Below are 19,373 nucleotides of genomic sequence, written 5' to 3'. Positions count from 1 at the left end.
CTAAGATTAAAGCGGCTATTATCTTCATTGTTAATTATTTTTGTCAGCTGTTTTTTCAGCTGCTTTTTCTGCTAATAAAGGTGCTAATTTTTTGAGTAATATTTCAGGTGACTCAAACTGCATTTCATTGCTTTCAATAGAAACGGCAACTTGCACAGTGTAGGCCTTTGTTAACGTTTCATTAGTTTTTGCATTGAATATTCGATAAGAAATCTTTAATCGTGTTTCGTACTCAACCAGTGTTGCCTCCACACGAATTTTGTCCGTAAATGCAGCTGATTTTACATATTTAAGTCGCATATCGACAATCGGCCACAGGTAACCAGAGTCTTCCATGTCGTTATAGTCATAATTAAACTTGCGTAATAACTGACAACGGGCATCTTCAATGTATTTAACATAGTTGCCATGCCATACAACACGCATGGCATCAACATCATAAAATTGCACATCAATTTCATGAGCAATGGTTAAAAAGCCTTTAACATTCCTCATAGAGAGTCCAACGTTCTTGCTGAATGTATTCAATAGTTTGACGTAATATTGTATCGGTAGGGCGATCTTCTTCTAGTAATTCAAAAAAGCTTGATACGTCATTAATCATTACTTGAACATCGTCGGTTAATGAATCTTGACTAATTTCATTATTGATAAGTCTAATACGAATACCTTGTACTGCAGCAAGTAGTGTTGCGGCTAATACTTGTTCAGTTAATTGTAATATTCTTAAACAGTCTCTTGCAGCAATAGTCCCCATGCTAACCTTGTCTTGGTTATGACATTCTGTTGAACGCGAAAAAACACTTGCAGGCATAGTTAACTTTAATGCTTCAGCAGTCCACGCAGAGCAACCTATTTGTATTGCTTTAAAGCCATGGTTAATGTGTCTTCTTTCACCGGTTGATGCGGTTAAATTAGGTGGTAAACCATTGTTCATTTTAATATCGACTAATGTGGCTATTTGTCTATCAGCTAAATCAGCTAAGTTAGCAACACAGTTTTTCATTGAATCCATTGCCATAGCAATGTGACCACCGTAAAAATGACCGCCATGAAGAATATGCTCACCAATACCATCAATTATAGGGTTATCGTTAGCGCTGTTTAATTCATTTTCTATCATGCTTCTTAGCCAAGGTAAGCTATCAGCGAGCACGCCAATTACATGCGGCGCACAACGAATTGAATATCTGTCTTGTAAACGATGAGAGTGTCTAGGATGTTCATGGTGATTAAGATCACTTTGGATCCATTTTGCTATGCGGTTTTGACCAGGGTGTGGTTTAACACTAAACAATATATCGTCAAAATGGTTACTGTTTCCTTTTAATGCCAAACTCGATAAAGCGGTAATTCTTGCCATTAATTTGCTTGCGTATTCAGCGCGTTTATATGCGGTACAAGCTAAAGCTGTCATTACCGCTGTGCCATTCATAATAGCTAAGCCTTCTTTAGGACGAAGCTTAATTGGCGATAATCCTTCTTGCTCAAATGCTTTAGCGGCAACAACTACTTCACCTTTATAGTAAGTATCGCGTTCGCCTATTAGAGTACCTGCAATGTAAGATAGTGGAGTTAAATCACCACTAGCACCTACAGAGCCTTCCTGAGGGATAACAGGTAAAATATTACGGTTAAGTAATTCAACTAATAAGTCTAATAAGTTCCAACTAACCCCTGAATAACCGCGAGTTAAAGATGTTAAGCGTGTTGCTAAAATAGCGCGAGATTGCTCTGGTGTGAAGAAATCCCCTAAACCACAACCGTGAAAACGAGTGAGGTGCATAGGCAACTCATCAATAAGTTCGGTTGGTACTTCGAATGTTACTGAATCGCCATAACCGGTTGTTACGCCGTAGATGTGACCTTCTTCTCTTAATATCTTGTCTAAAAATTTTACACCAGAGTCAATACGAAGTTTAAAGTCTTCTGCTTCAGATAAAGCAATAGGATCATTTGATTTAGATACATTTACAATATCTTCAATGGTTAAATTACCTTCACCAAATAAAACTTTTTTATTTTTAAGGGGGCTCACTTATCTTCTCTCCAAAGCTGTTTTAACTATACATTCTAATATTATATATTTTAATAAAATGATTATTATTTATTAGGTTCTATTTCTAGATATTATTTGGTTATTATTTTTTGGTGTTATGCCAAAAACTAAAAAAGTTAAACCATTGATATGGAGACTTTTGACAATAATATTCTAATCGTTGAGCATACCTTACAGCAAGACCAGTAAAGTATTCAGTTCGTTCTTTACGTTTTACTTTTTGCGGTTGTGCAAATTCTTCAATACAGGCTTTAAATCTACCTTGTTCTTTAACGCAGAACATTAAAAATACCGGACATTCCATAATAGTCGCAAGTGCAAAAGGCCCTTTGGCAAAAGGAGCATCTTCTCCCAAAAAGGGTACTTGATAAACACTGTCAGGGTTATTCACTGAAGTTCTGTCTGCAAAAATGACAATGGCTTCACCGTCTTCTATTTTTTGTTTTAATTGAATTGAATCAGCAGGGCCAAAATTATTAATATGAATAAAGTTTATTGCAGCATCTTTGTTAACTTTTTTGAGAAAGTTATTAAAAGAAGGCGTGTGCTCATTGTAGGTAATGACGTTGAGTTTGCGCTTATGCTCACCCGAGCTGAAAATAGCACGACAAACTTCCATATTACCTAAATGCGCACTAAAAATTACCGCACCATTAGCGTTAAGGAGAGATTGATAAGCTCCGTCATTAACAATGTCGATATCATCAATATTTACTTTACCTAACCAAGCATCAAATTTATCAACTATCGCTAAGCCAAAATTATAAAAGACTTTAAAGCCTTCTTTAAAGCGCTGGCTTTTAGAAAGAGTGATATTGTTTTGTTTATGAAGGTTATCTAAATAATGATGAATACTTTGGCGCGCAATACTTCCTGTAAGATAAAAATATATCATTACCGGGAAAAGGATCACTTTAAATACCCAGTTACCGAGGTATTTATGGATAAATACGAGTATTTCAATACCGAGAATTGAACCTCGTTCTTTAAATTTAGACCAATGTAAGTCTTCTTTAGTGCTCATAAATTTTATCTATTTCTTCTTGAAAATAACTTTCGATATATAATTTTCGGTGAATGCCAGAGCATGCCGAAAAATAAACGAGTGTGCATTTTAGTAATTAATACATTGTCTTTAAATGCATGAAAGTGTGATATACCAAACTCAGGGTAATGCACTTTAGTATCAACAAAACGTACTTCGACACCTTGCCAGATCAGCTTAACCATTACCTCTATATCAAAATCCATGCGCATACCTAAGCGCTGGCTACTGATCAGCTTTTGATATTCAGCGAGAGGATAAACACGGTAACCGCACATGGTATCAATAACTTTAAAAGATAAGGTTTCAAGTGCAACCCAAAAATGGGTGATATAACGGCCATAGAAGCGACCTTTAGAAATGGTATCATCATAAACCGGTTGACCACTGATTAATGCTTTAGGGTGCTGCTTTGCTTCTAACAAAAAAGCTTGTAAGTCAGTTAAATCGTGTTGTCCGTCGGCATCTATTTGTAAAGCGTGGGTCATACCGTTATCTATAGCCGCTGTGAGCCCCGTTTGCATAGCAGCACCTTTACCACCATTTTCCGCTCTATGAATTAATTGAACTTGATCAAACTCTTGTTCAATAAGCTCTAGTATTTTTTTGGTTGATGCCTGGCTGCCATCATTAACAATAATAATAGGAAAGGGGTGCTGTGTTAAGGCTAAAACCGTTTCGCGAATAACCAAATCATGATTATAACAAGGGATAACAAAACAATATTTCATTATTGATAAACAACTCTGCCAGAAGAATGGCTGCCATGGTCTGAATTATAGCTAAAGCTAAACTTACTATCAGTGATTTTTTTAAGGCAAAGGTTTACCTGACTATTAGGAGCAATAATAACTTGGAATTTAAGTGCGTCAATCGTTTTATAATCACTTACTTGCATATTAAAGTGTTGATTAATGTAGTATAAAACCCAGTGAACCTGTACTACACCGGCTAAAAGTGGTGCATCAGGAAAGTGACCTGTGAAATACTTAATATCTTCAGAAATGGTTAACGATAAAGTTACCGTGTCTTCATTTTTTTCAATATAATTTACTTCAGGTAGTGTAGCGTCGTTATTCAAAAAGCTTCTCCATCGCTAATTTATTTAATTTTCCAGACGAATTATAAGGTAAAGAGGGCAAATAACGAAATTTTTTTGGTATTGCTACTACTTCTAATGAGTGTGTTAACTGCGCTTTTATTTTACGGTTAAAGACGAGGTTTCTACTATTAAGTAATTCAGCTTTTGCTTCTTCTGTTAACACGATAGCGGCGACTATTTGTAAACCACGTTTATTTAATTGTGTTAAACAAAGGGCATCGTCGATAAAGTCGAGAGCTTTTAAACATTGCTGTACGTGGTCAAGAGAAACTCTCTTTTCTTCTATTTTAATAATACGATCAACGCGGCCTAATAATTCGAAGCTACCATCAATATCAATTTTTATCTGATCATCTGTAGTATACCAACCATCATGATCAAAATAAGGAGACTTTAACATTAAGCACTGGGTATCTTCCTGTGTCGACAGTTCAATGTCGCTAAACGGCTGCCAATGGTTACTGTTTATTGGTGACCTTTGTCGCCATGCAATACCACCTGTTTCTGTGCTGCCATAAATTTCAATAGGACTTTGTTTTAATTGAGTCGTGAGCTGTTTGCTTGCCTCTTCACTTAATGGTCCGCCAGAAGAAAATAAAGCACAGATATTTTCAGCAATATCGCAATACACGTTATCTTTAACTAATCGATGGTAATGTGCGGGGCTGCTCACCAAGGCGATTTTATTTAACTGATATTTAGCTAAATCATGGCATAAGTGCTCTGGATATTCATAAGGTTGTAAAATAACATCACGACCAAACCAAATGGGCCAAATTAACTTTACTAAAAGCCCATAAATATGTTGATGAGATACCGTGGAAAGTATGGTTGAATTACCTAATTTAGCACCAAAACAGTTTTCCAGTTGGGTAACTTCGGTTAATAAATGTTGGAACGTTTTATTTATTGCTTTTGCTTCACCGGTTGAACCTGAAGTATACAGGGTAATGTCGGTGCTAGGGTTTATTGTTAAGGGGGCTGTTACAGGCAAACTTCCTTGAGTGCAAAATTCAACAATGTTAGTAGCATTTATATCTGCAGTACCAGCAAAGCCATCAGCAGATTGCATACATAATTGTAATTGATTGGTGGTACCGTTTTGAGGAAGGATTATTGTTTTATTAGCGGCTAATAAGCTAAAAAACAATACTGAAAACTGATAAGCATCGTCACTGTATAATAACCAAGTATTACCTGAGGTATTAATAAAGCGATTTCGATGGAAATTTACTGAACTTAGCCATTGAGCAAAGCTGGTGTTTTGCTCAACAAAAAAGGTCTTTGAATTAGGTAATGTAATTTGATTGATCATTTTTCTTGAAATTTCGTCTAACTAACCATTCGCACGTAAATAGCAACCCCATTAAAATATAAGAGATAATGCCATTGTACACAGTCCAATATTCATCACTTTGAAATACTGTCCATAATGCAATCAGTCCGTTTACCATAAAAAAAACACACCAAACTAAAGTTACTTTTCTAGTGTAATGAACAGCATTTTCAGTGAGTTTTTCTTGGCTACTGGCAATAAGCGTTATAACTGCAGGAGGGTTGAAAATAGAATATATAAAAACACTTAAAAAACTAAAGTTAATGATGACTGGGTATAACTTAAGTAAGATTGTTGAATTAACAAATATATTTAAGCTAAGCAGTAAAACAGCATTAATACCGACTACTTTAACTAATGGTATAGCTTTCTTATTTTTTGAAACATAAATTCTGAGTAATGTTAAACTAACTAAAATTAGCGCAAGTACTGATGGTTCTATCCATTTCAACCCAAAAAAAATAATAAATGGGTATAAAATAAAAACCAGTCCTAGCGCTACATTTTTAATCACTATTATGTGTTCGTTATTTTTTCAACGGCGTCTACGACGTCTTTTACTGTTCTTACCTGTTTAAAGTCTTCAGGATCTATTTTTTTGCCTGTAATTTCGCGTAACTTTACGACTAAATCTACAGCATCGATACTATCAAGATCCATATCTTCATATAAGTGTGCATCCATTGAAATATCGTCTTCATCAATTTCAAACATAGTTACCAAAATGTCATTTACCATTTTGTAAATATCGTTTCTATCTTTCATGTAAAATATAACCCTAGTTATCTATTTTCAGCTATAAATTGGCACAATGAAGTTACTGAGTAAAAATGTTTTTTACTGTCAGCTGAATCACCATCAATTTTCACATTATATGCTTTTTTTATTGCTACGCCCAGTTCTAACGCGTCAATTGAGTCAAGCCCTAAGCCGTCAACAAATAATGCTTCGTCGTCGGCAATATCTGCAGGTTCAATATCTTCTAACTCTAAAGTTTCAATAATTAATTGTTTTACTTCGTTAATTAACTCGTTCATAAAGGTTGAGTTCCTCATTATAATATTTAAGTAAGTCTCTGGTAAGCTCTCTTACCGAATTTGAAACAACATCTGTGGATAAGTACTTTGCTACGTCTATTTCTGGTTTTACCACTAATTTAAAAGTAAAGCGTCTTTCTGGTACTTGATACCAAGCTAATTCTTTACTTAACGTTGAGGGTGTAACAAATAATAATATTGGTGTCATGTTTGTTTTAGTACGCAGCGCTATATTAGCAGCACCGCGTTTAAATTGCATAGCTTTACCTGGAGTGGTTCTGGTTCCTTCAGGAAAAACGATTAAATTATTGCCTTCATTGAATGAGTTTGTGCAATCTTGCATGAATTTATCAGGATCAGATTCGTTATTAATATAACCAGTATTTCTGACAACACCTTTTAAAAATGGGTTTTTCCATAAATCAGCTTTAACAACACAGTCAGCATTTTCAATAATGGATATGAGTACAACAACATCAATTAATGAAGGGTGGTTTGCAATAACAATATTGCCTTTGCTCGCTTTAAGTAATTCAGCATTTTCAAATTCCACTTTCATAATGCCGACTAATTGCATATAGCCAATAAACATTTTAAATGTTTTATGAACAATTTTACGTGCACATGAGCGGCGTTTATTTTCATTGCTTAGATATAATAATCTTACGATAGGAAAAACAAATAATGAAAGAATACCTCCACCTAAACTAAATAAGAAAAAAGCAGTTCCTGTAGCAAATAGTCGCCAGTAATGATTAATCATAGTTTAGTTAATTTCCACTGGTAGCGAGTGGAGTTAACATTAATATGTTGTTCTTTGCCATAAAGAAAAGATAAAAAAGATAAGGCCTGAAATTCAGTTTCAATATTTTTATTTTGTTGCGATGTAAAGTTTATGGTTACGTTATGATGACTTTTTTGTCGCGTTAAAATTAAAGCAACAGAGATAGTTTTTTCGGTGTCAGGTACATAAGGCGTGTATTTTTCAGGAACTATTTCATCAGTATAAACCACTAATATTCTATCTAGCTTTTGGCTTTCTAACTTAGCATAACCGTCAACAAGCGCCATTAAAAAAGTATCTTCACCAGCTGAAGTAGCGGTCATTGGCTGTTTGTTTTTTGAAAAAATGCTATATAAACCTGCGACCGCATTATGAACAGACAAGCCAAAGTGGGTAGGCGATAAATCTTGCTTTTGTGCTACATCTTCAATTAATTTTGATGTTTTATGTAAATCACCATGTCGCGAAGAAAATACACAAGGGATATGGTTACTCTCATCAATAGACGCTTCGGTCGTTACATCTAGAACGCATTGCATTGTTAATTTAGCAAAACGGCTTAAACGTCGACGCTGCATTGCGGGAATTTGTTTCAATGCAGGTAATTCATCTTCATCTTGATATGTTATTTCACCTAATGCCCATTGTTGCCACTGTTGGCTTGTGTGTAAATTTCCACACCAAGCGGACAATTTTTCAATATGGAATTCCATGGTAACTTTACTGTCCTGTATTTGAATTATATCGAGTGAATCAATTGCACATATAAGAGACGCGAATTCTACCTAAGCGCCCAAGTCAATTCAACTAAATAGATTTAATTAACTTACATTATACGTTTTAAATTTGTAGGTGAAATAGTTATCTGTAAAAAGGGAATTAGTTGGAGGGGATTATTTCTATATTTTCTTGGCTATTTAGGACAACGGTACCTTTGTAACCAGGAAGAATAAAAAGTTTAAAATAGAAAGTGTTTTTTTGCCAATGTATTACCCCTGTATCATTTGTCAGTACTATAGAGCAATCACATTGATATAAAGTATGTAACGGGTAATGACTTGCCTTAGCTAAGGATTCTTTTGCTGTCCATAACTGATAAAAGTCTGCTTCTATATTGTTATTTTGATTAACTGATAACAACTCGCTATCGGTGCAAAACTCCGCTGCTAATTCGGTAAAATTACGTTTTTTTATTTGTTCGATATCTATACCTAACTTTATTTGCTTATCACTTAAGATAATTGCTGCCATAGTGCCACTATGAGTGATTGATATTGAAAAGGTTTGGTTATATAGAGGCAAAACTAAATGAGCATAATTGATAATGTCGTAATTGCCATTGAGTCTGCAATTAAATTTAGTTAATGCTTTTGCTATTAAGGCACGGCTTAATAACATTTGTTGTTTTTTACGAGGACTTTTTATTGCACTATATCGGAAAGTCTCTTTATCATTTAGTTGATCAAGCCAGTAAGCTTGTTGTTCGACAAACCAAGGGCTATTAATATCAGCAGAGATAATAATGGTCGTCATTGTATTGTTAGTTATAATTTAAATTTAATAACATAGGCAACTTTGTATCAGCGGTTAATTCTAATAAATCATTACAGCTATTTAAAGTACTATGCCATTCATTAGTTATTTCTTTCGAATTATCCTCTATTTGCTCAACTAATAAAGCATGGCAACTGCGCTCTTTATTGTTTATTTGCCAGATCACTATAACAGCTTGTTGGCAATGACCTAACTCGATATCCGTTTCGGCTAATAAAGCTGTTTTTAATAAAATATTTTCACTAGCGCCGATAAAAACATTAGGGCCATTTATTTTATATTCTTTAGATATATAGAAGTTAGCAGCATTACCTACGGTAGCAATAAAATCATAAGGACGTATTGCTTCATTATTTTCTAAGGCGAAAATAACGGATTGAAACAATTCAATCGACATATATTCTGCAGCACTATATAAAGCTAAATGTTTCGAGGTTTCATTACGCTTTATTAAACGATCAACAGCATTTAATGCGATTAGCGTGAAGCGATCTAAACGTCTGACGGAAAGACCTGTTTCATTTTTTACGATATTCCTAATGTCTTTATCTGATAAATCACCGGCAAAGTGAACGCTCTCATGTGCTTTTAATATGAGTTTCTTCATCTTATGTTGATTCCCATTTTTTTATAATTAAAGCCGCGTTGTTTCCACCAAAACCAAAATGATTAAATAGCATAATATTGGACTGTGTTAATTGATGAGAAGAGTCTATGAATGGAACTAAAAGATCGGTTTTTTGTTGATAGGGGATATTAGGTAAATATTGATGATGACTAAAATGATCAAATAAAGCTAACTCAATAACACCACAAGCCCCTAAGGTATGACCGATTAATGATTTTAATGCCAAGGCCTTTGGCATCGTGGTAAATAGTTTACTTAAAGCATTATATTCAGCTAAATCACTTTTAATAGAAGCAGTGCCGTGTACTTTAATTAAATCTATTTGCGCTTGTTTCACACCCGCGTTGTGTAATGACTTTTCTATCACTTCAACGATATGAGTTCCTTCTTCTTCAGTGATAGTTAAACTGTGATCATCACAAGATGAGTAACCGCCAAGTATTTCTAAATACCCATGTTCAGCAGGTTGTTCAGTAGGCGACTTTACCTGGTTTATAGGTGGCTCATTAGACAGCAATATCGCACCTATACCTTCGCCTAATATTAAACCGTCTCGTGTAGTTGAAAAAGGTTTCACGCTATTTTTAGTAATTAAATCTAGAGAATCAAAGCCATTAAGAGAAAGTTGATTAAAAAATTCAAAACCTATAACAATGGCATGATCAATTTTACCTTGCTTAATAAAATTAGTTGCGTAGAGCAGCGCGTTTGCCCCGGCTGTACAAGCAGTATTAAAAGTAAAATGTAAGGCATTCAATGAAAAGTATTCTACCAGCGCTTTCCCTATTTTATCTGTTTGAGATAGCCAAATTTCTTTTGTATCATCAGGTTTAATACAGCTTATATCTAAAGATGTAGAGCCAATAAACAACATGACTTTTTGTTGTTGTGATTTAGTAAGCTCAGCTTGACTCAATAACTTGTCAATTTGTTCAGCGAGCAAGCTCATCATCACTTCGTAAGATTTGTTTAAAACGTTATCTTTTATTGGATAATATAATGCTTGATGCTCACCTGTAGGAATATTGGCGAGTTCTATCTTTGTTTTATTATCGTTGAGTAAATCTTGTTGTTTACCCAATGCACTAATGGAAGATGAGGCTACTACATAGACTGACTGATACTCTTTGATCACTGCTTACTCTCTGTGATCAATGCTGCAATACTATTAACGGTTGTGAGATGTTTACGACTATCTTTTGAGCCTTCTATCTTTACGCCAAAAGATTTTTTTAAAACAAGGGATAATTGTAAACCATCAAGAGAATCTAAGTTAATTCTTGATTCAGAGCCAAATAATTGTTCGTCATCTAAGATATCTTGCCAAGCAATATCATCTTCTTTTTCACATTCTTCTACAATAAGCTTTTTAAGATTTTCTTTTAGTTGCGCTAGTTCCACATTAATTTCCTAATTTTTATTACAAACAAGAATCTTGCTATCGTTAAACTTATCACACTAAAAAGTAATAAATTAGTCAGATAGGAGAATATTAAATCTGTATTGCTTTCCATAAATGTTGCTCTAATAATTTCCGCAGACCAATACAAAGGTGACCAACTTGCAATGTTAGCCATTATTTCAGGCATAATATTCATGGGTACCATAAAACCACTTATTGCAGCTAATAGTATATTAATACCACCGCCAAGTACTATTGCTTGCTCATAACTGCTTACTAAGGCAGCAATGGTAAACGCTAGAGCATTGGCAGAAATAACAATAATAAGAGCAGATACGGTATAAAGAGCCCAACTATTAACTGTTATAGCTGGTTGAGCTGTAATTAAAGGCACGGCAAAAATACCTATAAGAGTTAAAATTATAAATTGTACGGTACTGAGTAAGCAAAAAGCACTGACTTTCGTAAAAAAGTAATGCGAAGTACTTATAGGGAAAGTTTTTAAACGTATAAGCGTGCCATTTTGTTGTTCATTTATAACAGTGATAGACACAGGTAAAACAATAAAATATATGCCAAAAATAATCCATGAAGGCACACTATACAGAGTAGGGGAAGCTAATGATTTTTCAGCTATATTAAGTGCAAAATATTGTTCAACATCTGTACTTTTTTCTACTTGGCTAATTTGCTCAAGTAACGATGTCTGATCATCTAAATCGCCACTGTCTAGCATATAAGCATGTAATCGTAACTTTGAAAAGCCGGCATATATTAATTGAATAACTGTAGGTTGCATAGACGGGCTAATGCTTGCTTTTAATGTTAATGAAATAGACTTAGCAGATAAGCCTGTCAAGAGTCTCTCTTCAAAATCATCGGGTAAATGTATAACTAAATCTGCGACTTTATCTTCTGTCGTTATTTTAAAACCTTGTTGTTGTAAGTACTCTTGATAAGCATCAACATATAAGTTTTTATCAACGCTGGTTACTTTGATGTTAATTTTACCAATAACATCTTGTGATTGCCCACTCATAGCGAATGTCATAATTAACATAAATGCGACAGGGAGAATTAACAATACGCCAATACTGTGAATATCACTTAATATGATCAGGGCTTCTTTTTTTAGGCTATTGAAAATCATTGAGCGGCCTGCGTTTGGTTATAAATACATTCAACAGAATTAGCAGAGTAATTAATGTTATTGATTTGCTCGGAAAATTTAGCTAAAAGTTGTAACTGGGCTGATAACTCAGCTTGTGAAGACAATGTTTTTTGATAGGTATTTAATTCAGTTTTTTCATATAAACCTAAAAATTCGTTATTTTTAGGTTCTTTATTAAAGCTTATTGAAAGTAAAATGCTGTTTTGCTGTTCTTCTTCGTTCATTTTCGCTTTACCATCACGAAACACAATAATATCATCACAAATCTTTTCTACCTCATCAAGCATGTGTGAAGTGAAGAGTAATGTTTTTCCTTGCTTCTTAAAGGTTTCAAGCAAGCGAATAATTACAGTCCTTGATTCAGGATCTATACCAACAGTAGGTTCATCCAAAAAGAGCACATCAGGTTTTTTCACAAGGGCTATAGCAATGTTTAATCGGCGTTTATAACCACCTGATAAGTTTTTAGCTTTTTTATGTTGTACATCACTGAGCTCGCATTGGCTTAAGATGTCATCGAGTAATACTTTCCATTCGTTTTTTGCAATAAGGCAGAGTGATAGAAAGTAATGTAAGTTTTGGATAACGGTTAGCTGCGGATAGAAGGCATACTCTTGTGGTACTAATGAGACCTTACTTTTTACACTGTCTATTAATGATGTATGTTCATTCAATTTTGATGGGTATTTTATACTTCCTTCAAAATTCGGTATTAAACCACATAAAGCTGAAATAAAAGTAGATTTACCCGCACCATTTGGACCGATAATGCCAGTACATCGTTGTGCTTTGATATTTAAAGTAACATCACTTAAAGAATAATAGTTATTTTGAGGGTATTTAAAGCTTAACTGCTTAATTTCAATAGCGTTCAAGGTGTTACGCGGCCATGTTTTAAATTTTCGTTAAGTATACACTTAAAATAGGTATGATTACGAGTAGGTATAACTACATATAAACCGCTACAAGCTAGGTATATTCAATAGAATGCTTGTAGCGATTATTATTTAGTCTGTCGGCAACTATTTAATTGTTTAGTAATAAAAGTCTTCTATTACAGGCGCATTAATTACTACTAACCAGTAAACAAAGCCTGCACATAATACTGCTATAACAATACCCAATAACAGTTTAGAGTTAGGAATAGCGTCGCTAGCGTTTACTTCTTTAGCTGACTTTTTTCCTGTGATCATAGGTAAAACTAAGTTTTGTTTTTTTATTATCCAATAGAAAAAAATTGCCGAGATATGCATCACAATTGCAGCAATCATAAAGTTAAAAGTGTTGTGGTGGATAAAGCTCATTATATTTTCAATACCATCACTAACAGCACCATTATATGGCCCAGATGAAAATATATCATCATCTATAAATAAACCACTAACGGCTTGTAATGTTATTAAAATAATCATTGTGATGACCATTAACGCACCAAGTGGATTGTGACCGGGCGTAGCTTGTTTTGCATCTGACTTTTTAAGGTAAGTAATTAACGTTTTTGGTGAAGGAATAAATTGTGAAAAGCGAGCATGTTTAGGCCCAATAATCCCCCATAACACGCGAAATATAATTAAACCTAAAGCAACATAACCAAGTTGCATATGAAGGTCTATATAATCATCTTTATTTTCGGCTGTGTACCAAGAGCCGAAAATAGTAAAAGCAAAGCACCAATGAAAAATACGAAGGGGTAAATCCCAAATAAGGTGTTTTTTTGTCATGAGTTAACCTTAAGCATTAAATATAAATGAGTTTATAGTATACCTACTTTATCAAAGGCGTTATATGAAATATAGGATAACTGTAGCAGATTATTATGCTTTAAACTCGATATGCATTAGCCATACATTGGCTGTAGTTAATACTGAATTGGTATTAATTAGTGTATTGTCAGTATCTTAAATAAAAAGACCAGATGCAAAGCATCTGGTCTTGATAAAAATCATTTTAGTTTTACTACACTGTTAGTTATCGTTAGTTATCTACAATGTAATTTACTTACATGGGTAGCATGACAAGCTAAGCTTTCAGTTACTTAAGATGGCTTTCGTTAACAACCAGTACTTTTAAGGTATTAGAAGCCCCAATTGTTTCCATCAAATCACCATGCGTTAACATAAGTTTGTCACCAACAGATAAATCAATTTTATCTTTTAGTACTTGTATTATCTTATATGATAATTTTTCAGGGTTTGTATCAATTGAATCAAATGATGCGGGGTAAACACCACGATAAATAGCACTGGTATTAAGTGTTTTTTCGTGACGAGAAAGCGCAAAAATTGGTAGTCCTGAAGTGATACGCGACATCAGTTTACATGTTTCGCCAGATTCAGTTAACGCAACAATAGCCTTAACGCCTTGCATGTGGTTGGCAGCATACATAGCAGATAAAGCAATAGTTTCAGATACGCCATCAAAGGTTCGTTCAAGTCTGTGGCTAGATTTGTTTACAGAACGGTGTTTTTCTGCACCGGCACATACATTAGCCATCGCTTTAACTGTTTCTATCGGATATTTACCTGCAGCCGTTTCAGCTGATAACATTACAGCATCTGTACCATCTAATACCGCATTAGATACATCCATTACTTCAGCGCGAGTTGGCATTGGTTGTTCGATCATCGTTTCCATCATTTGGGTCGCGGTGATCACAACGCGGTTTAATTTACGAGAGCGTTCGATAATATGTTTTTGCTTACCAACAAGTGCAGCATCTCCAATTTCAACACCTAAGTCACCACGTGCCACCATAACAACATCAGAAGCTAAAATAAGTGCATCGAGCACTTCATCATCATTTACTGCCTCGGCACGTTCAACTTTAGAGACTAAGCTAGCGTGACAACCTGCTTCGACAGCAAGTTTTCGTGCCTCATGCATATCATCAGCATTACGAGGAAATGAAACCGCCAGAAAATCAACATCAATTTGTGCAGCAAGTTTAATATCTTCTTTATCTTTTAAGGTAAGGGCAGGGGCTGTTAATCCGCCGCCTTGACGGTTAATACCTTTATTATTCGATAAAGGTCCACCAACGGTAACTTCTGTAAATACAGAAGTGTCCGAAGTTGATAATACTTTTAACTGTACTCGGCCATCATCAAGTAATAATATATCGCCAGCACCAACATCTTGAACAAGTTTTTTATAATCGATACCAACCTTTTCTTGGCAACCTTCACCTTTTTCTAAGGTGGCGTCTAATTCAAACTTATCACCAACAGCTAATTTTATAGGGCCATTTTTAAAAGTTGAAACACGTATTTTGGGACCCTGTAAGTCACCTAATATACCAACATAAATACCAAGCTCTTTTGCTATCGCTCGTACATCATTGGCTCTGTCTATATGATCTTGTGGATTGCCATGTGAAAAATTAAGCCTAACTACATTTACCCCTGCAGCTAATACACTTTTTAAAATTGCTTTATCATCTGTTGCCGGACCCAAGGTCGCAACTATTTTAGTTCTTCTAGACATTTTAATCCTCTTACGTTTTTAAGTTACGTTTATTAAAATTACGTTTATCAAAATTGTGAATGATATTTAAAATAACCAGTTAAATATCAGTGATTAACAATTAGTCTTTTCTATCGAAGCGAGAACTTCGTAAACTATCTTTTACTTTTTTCAGGTTATCTCTAAATTTACTACCACGACGTAAAGTAAAACCAGTCGCTAGCACATCAATTAGGGCAAGTTGCGCAATGCGAGATGACATTGGCATATATAAATCAGTGTCTTCAGTTACATCCACTGAAAGTATAATACTACACTCTTTCGATAGGGGGGTACCCATACTGGTAATACCTATAACAGTTGCATCATTTTCTCTTGCTAAACTTGCTACTTCTACAAGCGATTTAGTACGTCCTGTGTGTGAGATCACAACAACAACATCGCCTTGACGGCTATTAATAGCACTCATACGCTGCATTAATATGTCATCAAAATAAACGACAGGTACATTAAAACGGAAAAATTTATTTTGGGCGTCATGTGCGACTATAGCTGAAGCACCTAAACCAAAAAATGAAATTTTATTAGCTTGTGTTAGTACATCAACAGAGCGATTAATGTCATTAGCGTTTAAGCTCTTACGTGCTAATTCGAGACTGGCCATGGTCGATTCAAATATTTTAGCTGTATATTCATCGGCACTATCGTTTTCGTCTACGTGTCGGTTAACATAAGGAGTACCATTAGCTAAGCTTTGCGCTAAATGTAATTTGAAATCGGGATAACCTTTAGTGTCTAAGCGACGACAAAAGCGATTAACCGTTGGTTCACTTATATTTGCTTGTTTAGCTAATGCTGCAATACTTGAGTGAATAACTGTATTTGGTGAGGCTAAAATAACTTCTGCTACTTTTCGTTCAGATTTACTGAGCATGTCTAGTTCGTTCGTTATTTTTTCTAATATGTTCATTCTGGCCTGATCCTAGCTCGCAATTTTTATATGTTTTAAGTCTTCTTTAATTCTTATTTAATAGTACAATTAAAGAGTCCCTTACAATATAACACTAGAATACACTGTAATTTATTTTCTAGCTAAGTAACAGAAAAAATGAAATTTTATTTCATTAATTAAATCGTTATACTATGCGCTATAAATTTATGCGCTAAGTTAAACTTAACTGAAGACCATTACTTTATGGTCTGCATGCTGTTTTGTTGTTGAACCTGTATTTATGTTTATGAAATGTAAATCATGTAAAAATAAATACTTTTTGTAATAAAATTACAAAAACTTCTTTACTGTCAATTAAACAAGCGATAAGTTAAGGTATTATCTAATTTCGTTATATTCAATATTCTCTACTTTTATTCAATTATTATCATGAAATATACATGAAATATTGATTGAGTATAATCATCTATACAATAGACAATGATTAACGTTTAAAGTAGAACCACAGTAATAAAACTTATATGAGGCAGAAGAGAAATTCTATGAGTAATTTAGATTGTCAACCCGCAAGTGAAATCGTAATTTTTGGAGCATTAGGAGATTTATCTCGTCGTAAATTATTACCCGCTCTATACCAATTAGAAGTTTGCGGACTTATTAATGAAGATAGCCGTATTATTGGCGCGGCTAGACAAGAGCATAGTCTTGAAGAGTTTAAAACTGTTGTTCTTGAAAATTTGAATACGTTTGTTAAAGAAAAAATTGACGATGTTGTATTAGCTCGCTTTATGGATCGTTTGGTTTATCAAAAACTCGATTTTAAAGAAATCACTTCATTTACTAACTTAGCTGATACATTAGCAAACGGTAATAAAACTCGTATTTATTATTTCTCTACAGCACCAGCGATTTTTGGTGATATCTGTAAGGGGCTTAATCATGCCGATCTAATAACGGCTGCAGACCGTGTAGTAATGGAGAAGCCAATAGGACACTCATTAGAGTCTTCAATTGCTATCAATAATCAAGTTTCTGAATTTTTCACAGAAAACCAAACTTACCGCATAGACCACTATTTAGGTAAAGAGACTGTACTCAACTTATTGGTTTTACGTTTTGCTAACTCTTTATTTTCTAATAACTGGGATCGCAATAGTATTGATCATGTTCAAATAACCGTTGCAGAAAGCGTTGGTATTGAAGGTCGCTGGGGCTTTTATGATGATGCCGGGCAAATGCGCGATATGGTACAAAACCACTTATTACAAGTATTGTCTTTATTAGCAATGGAGCCACCTGCAGATTTAAGTGCAGAAAGTGTTCGCCTTGAAAAATTAAAAGTTGTTAAAGCATTAAAAGCAATCAACTTAAACAATATCAAAGAGAAAGCTGTTCGTGGCCAATATACTGATGGTTTCTTAGAAGGTGCGGCAGTACCTGGTTATTTGAATGAAGACGATGCGAACGAAAACAGTAACACCGAAACATTTGTTGCGATTAAAGCAGAAATTGAAAATTGGCGTTGGACGGGGGTTCCGTTTTATCTTCGTACTGGTAAACGTATGCCAAAGAAACACAGCGAAATAGTCGTCCATTTCAAAAAGCCACCGCATAATATATTTAAAGATAGTTACAGTGATCTACCAGCCAATAAATTAACTATTCGTTTGCAACCTGATGAAGGTGTTGAATTGCAAATGATGAATAAAATTCCTGGTATTGCGTCACAAATGCGCATCCAAGAAAACAAATTAGATTTAAGCTTCTCTGATACCTATAAAAACGAACGTGTTGTCGATGGTTATGAACGTTTAATGTTAGAAATACTAAATGGCAATCAATCTCTATTTGTTAGTCGTGATGAAGTGGAAGCTGCATGGATTTGGGCTGATAGTATTATTGATGCGTGGAAGGCTTCTGGTGAAGCACCTAAACCATATGCGGCAGGCTCATGGGGACCAGTTTCTTCAATTTCTTTAATCGCGCGCGATGATCGCCAATGGGTTGAGTAATGAAAACATTAACAGAATTTTCTACACGTAATGAATTGGATTTATCGTTAGCACAAACGGTAAGTGGATTGCTTGACCAAGCTATTAAAAAGAACGGTAAAGCGAGCATCGCAGTCTCTGGAGGCTCAACACCTAAAGGTTTTTTTAATGAATTATCACAAAGTAATATTGCTTGGGAACAGGTTACTATCACTCTAGCTGATGAACGTTGGGTTGAAAATGACAGTGTTGATAGTAATACCCGTTTGGTACATGAAAATCTTTTACAAAATAGGGCTGCAGCGGCAAAGTTCTTTCATTTAAAACGAGGAGAGGAGTTTAGCGTAGAAACATTAAATGACTTAAACCTCGAAGCCAACTCGACGGTTTTACCGCTGGATGTGTTGATATTAGGTATGGGTGAAGATGGTCACACAGCTTCACTTTTTCCTTGTAGTGAGCAAATTGAACAAGGTTTATCGATTGATAATAAGGATGCCTTGTTAAAGGTTACTCCTAAAACAGCACCACACGAACGTATTAGCTTTACTTTTTCGGCATTAAGCCAAAGTGAAAATATTTTTTTACACTTGTGTGGAGAGAATAAAAAAACAGTATTAGAGCAAGCACAAGAAAGTGAAAATATTTTTGAAATGCCAATTAGAGCATTTTTACATCACCCTACGTTGAAAACTCAAGTTTATTGGGCGCCATAGCATTATCTTATAAGATTATACCAATTCCGATAATTTTCTGGTCTAGCTGTGCGAAGGGAAAATATTTAAAGACAAGGCGCTTGATTGAGTAATAACTGGTTATTGCGATTGAAAGGAACGTAGGATTTAAGTAT

General features: G+C 34.7%; 22 protein-coding genes. 2 read left to right on the top strand and 20 right to left on the bottom strand.

Features of this window, described 5'->3' with window-relative positions:
• Positions 1-30 precede the first annotated feature (30 nt).
• The 20 genes from KO502_RS13160 to KO502_RS13065 form a co-directional block, all read right to left on the bottom strand.
• A complete protein-coding gene (locus tag KO502_RS13160) occupies positions 31-495 on the bottom strand; it encodes a thioesterase family protein (RefSeq protein WP_216023026.1) in 465 nt (154 codons plus the stop codon).
• On the bottom strand, positions 482-2,038 hold the full coding sequence (locus KO502_RS13155) for an aromatic amino acid ammonia-lyase (RefSeq protein ID WP_216023025.1): 1,557 nt from the start codon (positions 2,036-2,038) through the stop codon (positions 482-484). The genes KO502_RS13160 and KO502_RS13155 overlap by 14 nt, the downstream gene beginning before the upstream one ends.
• A gap of 103 nt (positions 2,039-2,141) precedes the next feature.
• Positions 2,142-3,083 carry a family 2 glycosyl transferase gene (locus tag KO502_RS13150; RefSeq protein WP_216023024.1) on the bottom strand — a complete coding sequence of 314 codons (942 nt, stop codon included), beginning with the start codon at positions 3,081-3,083 and terminating at the stop codon, positions 2,142-2,144.
• A gap of 5 nt (positions 3,084-3,088) precedes the next feature.
• Positions 3,089-3,835: a glycosyltransferase family 2 protein gene (locus tag KO502_RS13145; protein WP_216023023.1), complete on the bottom strand. Its 747-nt coding sequence runs from the start codon at positions 3,833-3,835 to the stop codon at positions 3,089-3,091.
• Positions 3,835-4,185 (bottom strand): thioester dehydrase, encoded by a 351-nt coding sequence (locus KO502_RS13140; protein WP_216023022.1) that lies wholly within the window; start codon positions 4,183-4,185, stop codon positions 3,835-3,837. The genes KO502_RS13145 and KO502_RS13140 overlap by 1 nt, the downstream gene beginning before the upstream one ends.
• A complete protein-coding gene (locus KO502_RS13135; protein ID WP_216023021.1) occupies positions 4,178-5,521 on the bottom strand; it encodes an AMP-binding protein in 1,344 nt (447 codons plus the stop codon). Before KO502_RS13135 ends, KO502_RS13140 begins: the two co-directional genes overlap by 8 nt.
• Entirely contained in the window at positions 5,496-6,056 is a 561-nt protein-coding gene (locus KO502_RS13130; protein WP_216023020.1) for a hypothetical protein, read from the bottom strand. The genes KO502_RS13135 and KO502_RS13130 overlap by 26 nt, the downstream gene beginning before the upstream one ends.
• Before the next feature lie 2 nt (positions 6,057-6,058).
• Entirely contained in the window at positions 6,059-6,307 is a 249-nt protein-coding gene (locus tag KO502_RS13125; protein WP_216023019.1) for an acyl carrier protein, read from the bottom strand.
• Between the two features lie 17 nt (positions 6,308-6,324).
• A complete protein-coding gene (locus tag KO502_RS13120) occupies positions 6,325-6,579 on the bottom strand; it encodes a phosphopantetheine-binding protein (protein ID WP_216023018.1) in 255 nt (84 codons plus the stop codon).
• Positions 6,563-7,342 carry a lysophospholipid acyltransferase family protein gene (locus KO502_RS13115; protein ID WP_216023017.1) on the bottom strand — a complete coding sequence of 260 codons (780 nt, stop codon included), beginning with the start codon at positions 7,340-7,342 and terminating at the stop codon, positions 6,563-6,565. Before KO502_RS13115 ends, KO502_RS13120 begins: the two co-directional genes overlap by 17 nt.
• Complete coding sequence (locus KO502_RS13110) at positions 7,339-8,076, bottom strand: beta-ketoacyl synthase chain length factor (RefSeq protein ID WP_216023016.1); 738 nt, start codon at positions 8,074-8,076, stop codon at positions 7,339-7,341. The genes KO502_RS13115 and KO502_RS13110 overlap by 4 nt, the downstream gene beginning before the upstream one ends.
• A gap of 166 nt (positions 8,077-8,242) precedes the next feature.
• A complete protein-coding gene (locus KO502_RS13105) occupies positions 8,243-8,896 on the bottom strand; it encodes a three component ABC system middle component (protein WP_216023015.1) in 654 nt (217 codons plus the stop codon).
• Positions 8,897-8,903: 7 nt separating this feature from the next.
• Positions 8,904-9,524: a hypothetical protein gene (locus KO502_RS13100; RefSeq protein WP_216023014.1), complete on the bottom strand. Its 621-nt coding sequence runs from the start codon at positions 9,522-9,524 to the stop codon at positions 8,904-8,906.
• Between the two features lies 1 nt (position 9,525).
• Entirely contained in the window at positions 9,526-10,680 is a 1,155-nt protein-coding gene (locus KO502_RS13095) for a beta-ketoacyl synthase N-terminal-like domain-containing protein (protein WP_216023013.1), read from the bottom strand.
• Complete coding sequence (locus tag KO502_RS13090; protein WP_216023012.1) at positions 10,677-10,946, bottom strand: acyl carrier protein; 270 nt, start codon at positions 10,944-10,946, stop codon at positions 10,677-10,679. Before KO502_RS13090 ends, KO502_RS13095 begins: the two co-directional genes overlap by 4 nt.
• Positions 10,937-12,097: an ABC transporter permease gene (locus KO502_RS13085; RefSeq protein ID WP_216023011.1), complete on the bottom strand. Its 1,161-nt coding sequence runs from the start codon at positions 12,095-12,097 to the stop codon at positions 10,937-10,939. The genes KO502_RS13090 and KO502_RS13085 overlap by 10 nt, the downstream gene beginning before the upstream one ends.
• Positions 12,094-12,993, bottom strand: a complete 900-nt coding sequence (locus tag KO502_RS13080) for an ABC transporter ATP-binding protein (RefSeq protein ID WP_216023010.1) — start codon at positions 12,991-12,993, stop codon at positions 12,094-12,096. The genes KO502_RS13085 and KO502_RS13080 overlap by 4 nt, the downstream gene beginning before the upstream one ends.
• Positions 12,994-13,152: 159 nt before the next feature.
• Positions 13,153-13,839 carry a cytochrome b/b6 domain-containing protein gene (locus KO502_RS13075; protein WP_216023009.1) on the bottom strand — a complete coding sequence of 229 codons (687 nt, stop codon included), beginning with the start codon at positions 13,837-13,839 and terminating at the stop codon, positions 13,153-13,155.
• 310 nt (positions 13,840-14,149) lie between these two features.
• Positions 14,150-15,601: a pyruvate kinase gene (gene pyk / locus KO502_RS13070; protein WP_216023008.1), complete on the bottom strand. Its 1,452-nt coding sequence runs from the start codon at positions 15,599-15,601 to the stop codon at positions 14,150-14,152.
• A gap of 100 nt (positions 15,602-15,701) precedes the next feature.
• Entirely contained in the window at positions 15,702-16,550 is an 849-nt protein-coding gene (locus KO502_RS13065; protein ID WP_216023007.1) for a MurR/RpiR family transcriptional regulator, read from the bottom strand.
• Between the two features lie 524 nt (positions 16,551-17,074).
• On the opposite strand from KO502_RS13065, the gene zwf reads away from it, so the two are divergent.
• A complete protein-coding gene (gene zwf, locus KO502_RS13060) occupies positions 17,075-18,544 on the top strand; it encodes a glucose-6-phosphate dehydrogenase (protein ID WP_216023006.1) in 1,470 nt (489 codons plus the stop codon).
• Positions 18,544-19,239, top strand: coding sequence for a 6-phosphogluconolactonase (pgl, locus tag KO502_RS13055; RefSeq protein WP_216023005.1), 696 nt, complete (start codon positions 18,544-18,546; stop codon positions 19,237-19,239). The genes zwf and pgl overlap by 1 nt, the downstream gene beginning before the upstream one ends.
• The last annotated feature ends 134 nt before the right edge of the window (positions 19,240-19,373 follow it).

It is taken from the genome of Colwellia sp. E2M01, assembly GCF_018860585.1.
In the GTDB taxonomy this organism is placed as follows: Bacteria; Pseudomonadota; Gammaproteobacteria; order Enterobacterales; family Alteromonadaceae; genus Colwellia.
This window is presented reverse-complemented; position numbering and strand designations above follow the sequence as displayed.

Bases quoted from the DNA above. Each gene is read 5' to 3' on its own strand.
- KO502_RS13135 (WP_216023021.1), bottom strand. From the start codon at position 5,521: ATGATCAATCAAATTACATTACCTAATTCAAAGACCTTTTTTGTTGAG.
- KO502_RS13075 (WP_216023009.1), bottom strand. From the start codon at position 13,839: ATGACAAAAAAACACCTTATTTGGGATTTACCCCTTCGTATTTTTCAT.
- KO502_RS13150 (WP_216023024.1), bottom strand. From the start codon at position 3,083: ATGAGCACTAAAGAAGACTTACATTGGTCTAAATTTAAAGAACGAGGT.
- pgl (WP_216023005.1), top strand. From the start codon at position 18,544: ATGAAAACATTAACAGAATTTTCTACACGTAATGAATTGGATTTATCG.
- KO502_RS13115 (WP_216023017.1), bottom strand. From the start codon at position 7,342: ATGATTAATCATTACTGGCGACTATTTGCTACAGGAACTGCTTTTTTC.
- KO502_RS13125 (WP_216023019.1), bottom strand. From the start codon at position 6,307: ATGAAAGATAGAAACGATATTTACAAAATGGTAAATGACATTTTGGTA.
- pyk (WP_216023008.1), bottom strand. From the start codon at position 15,601: ATGTCTAGAAGAACTAAAATAGTTGCGACCTTGGGTCCGGCAACAGAT.
- KO502_RS13160 (WP_216023026.1), bottom strand. From the start codon at position 495: ATGAGGAATGTTAAAGGCTTTTTAACCATTGCTCATGAAATTGATGTG.
- KO502_RS13100 (WP_216023014.1), bottom strand. From the start codon at position 9,524: ATGAAGAAACTCATATTAAAAGCACATGAGAGCGTTCACTTTGCCGGT.
- zwf (WP_216023006.1), top strand. From the start codon at position 17,075: ATGAGTAATTTAGATTGTCAACCCGCAAGTGAAATCGTAATTTTTGGA.
- KO502_RS13105 (WP_216023015.1), bottom strand. From the start codon at position 8,896: ATGACGACCATTATTATCTCTGCTGATATTAATAGCCCTTGGTTTGTC.
- KO502_RS13145 (WP_216023023.1), bottom strand. From the start codon at position 3,835: ATGAAATATTGTTTTGTTATCCCTTGTTATAATCATGATTTGGTTATT.
- KO502_RS13085 (WP_216023011.1), bottom strand. From the start codon at position 12,097: ATGATTTTCAATAGCCTAAAAAAAGAAGCCCTGATCATATTAAGTGAT.
- KO502_RS13120 (WP_216023018.1), bottom strand. From the start codon at position 6,579: ATGAACGAGTTAATTAACGAAGTAAAACAATTAATTATTGAAACTTTA.
- KO502_RS13065 (WP_216023007.1), bottom strand. From the start codon at position 16,550: ATGAACATATTAGAAAAAATAACGAACGAACTAGACATGCTCAGTAAA.
- KO502_RS13110 (WP_216023016.1), bottom strand. From the start codon at position 8,076: ATGGAATTCCATATTGAAAAATTGTCCGCTTGGTGTGGAAATTTACAC.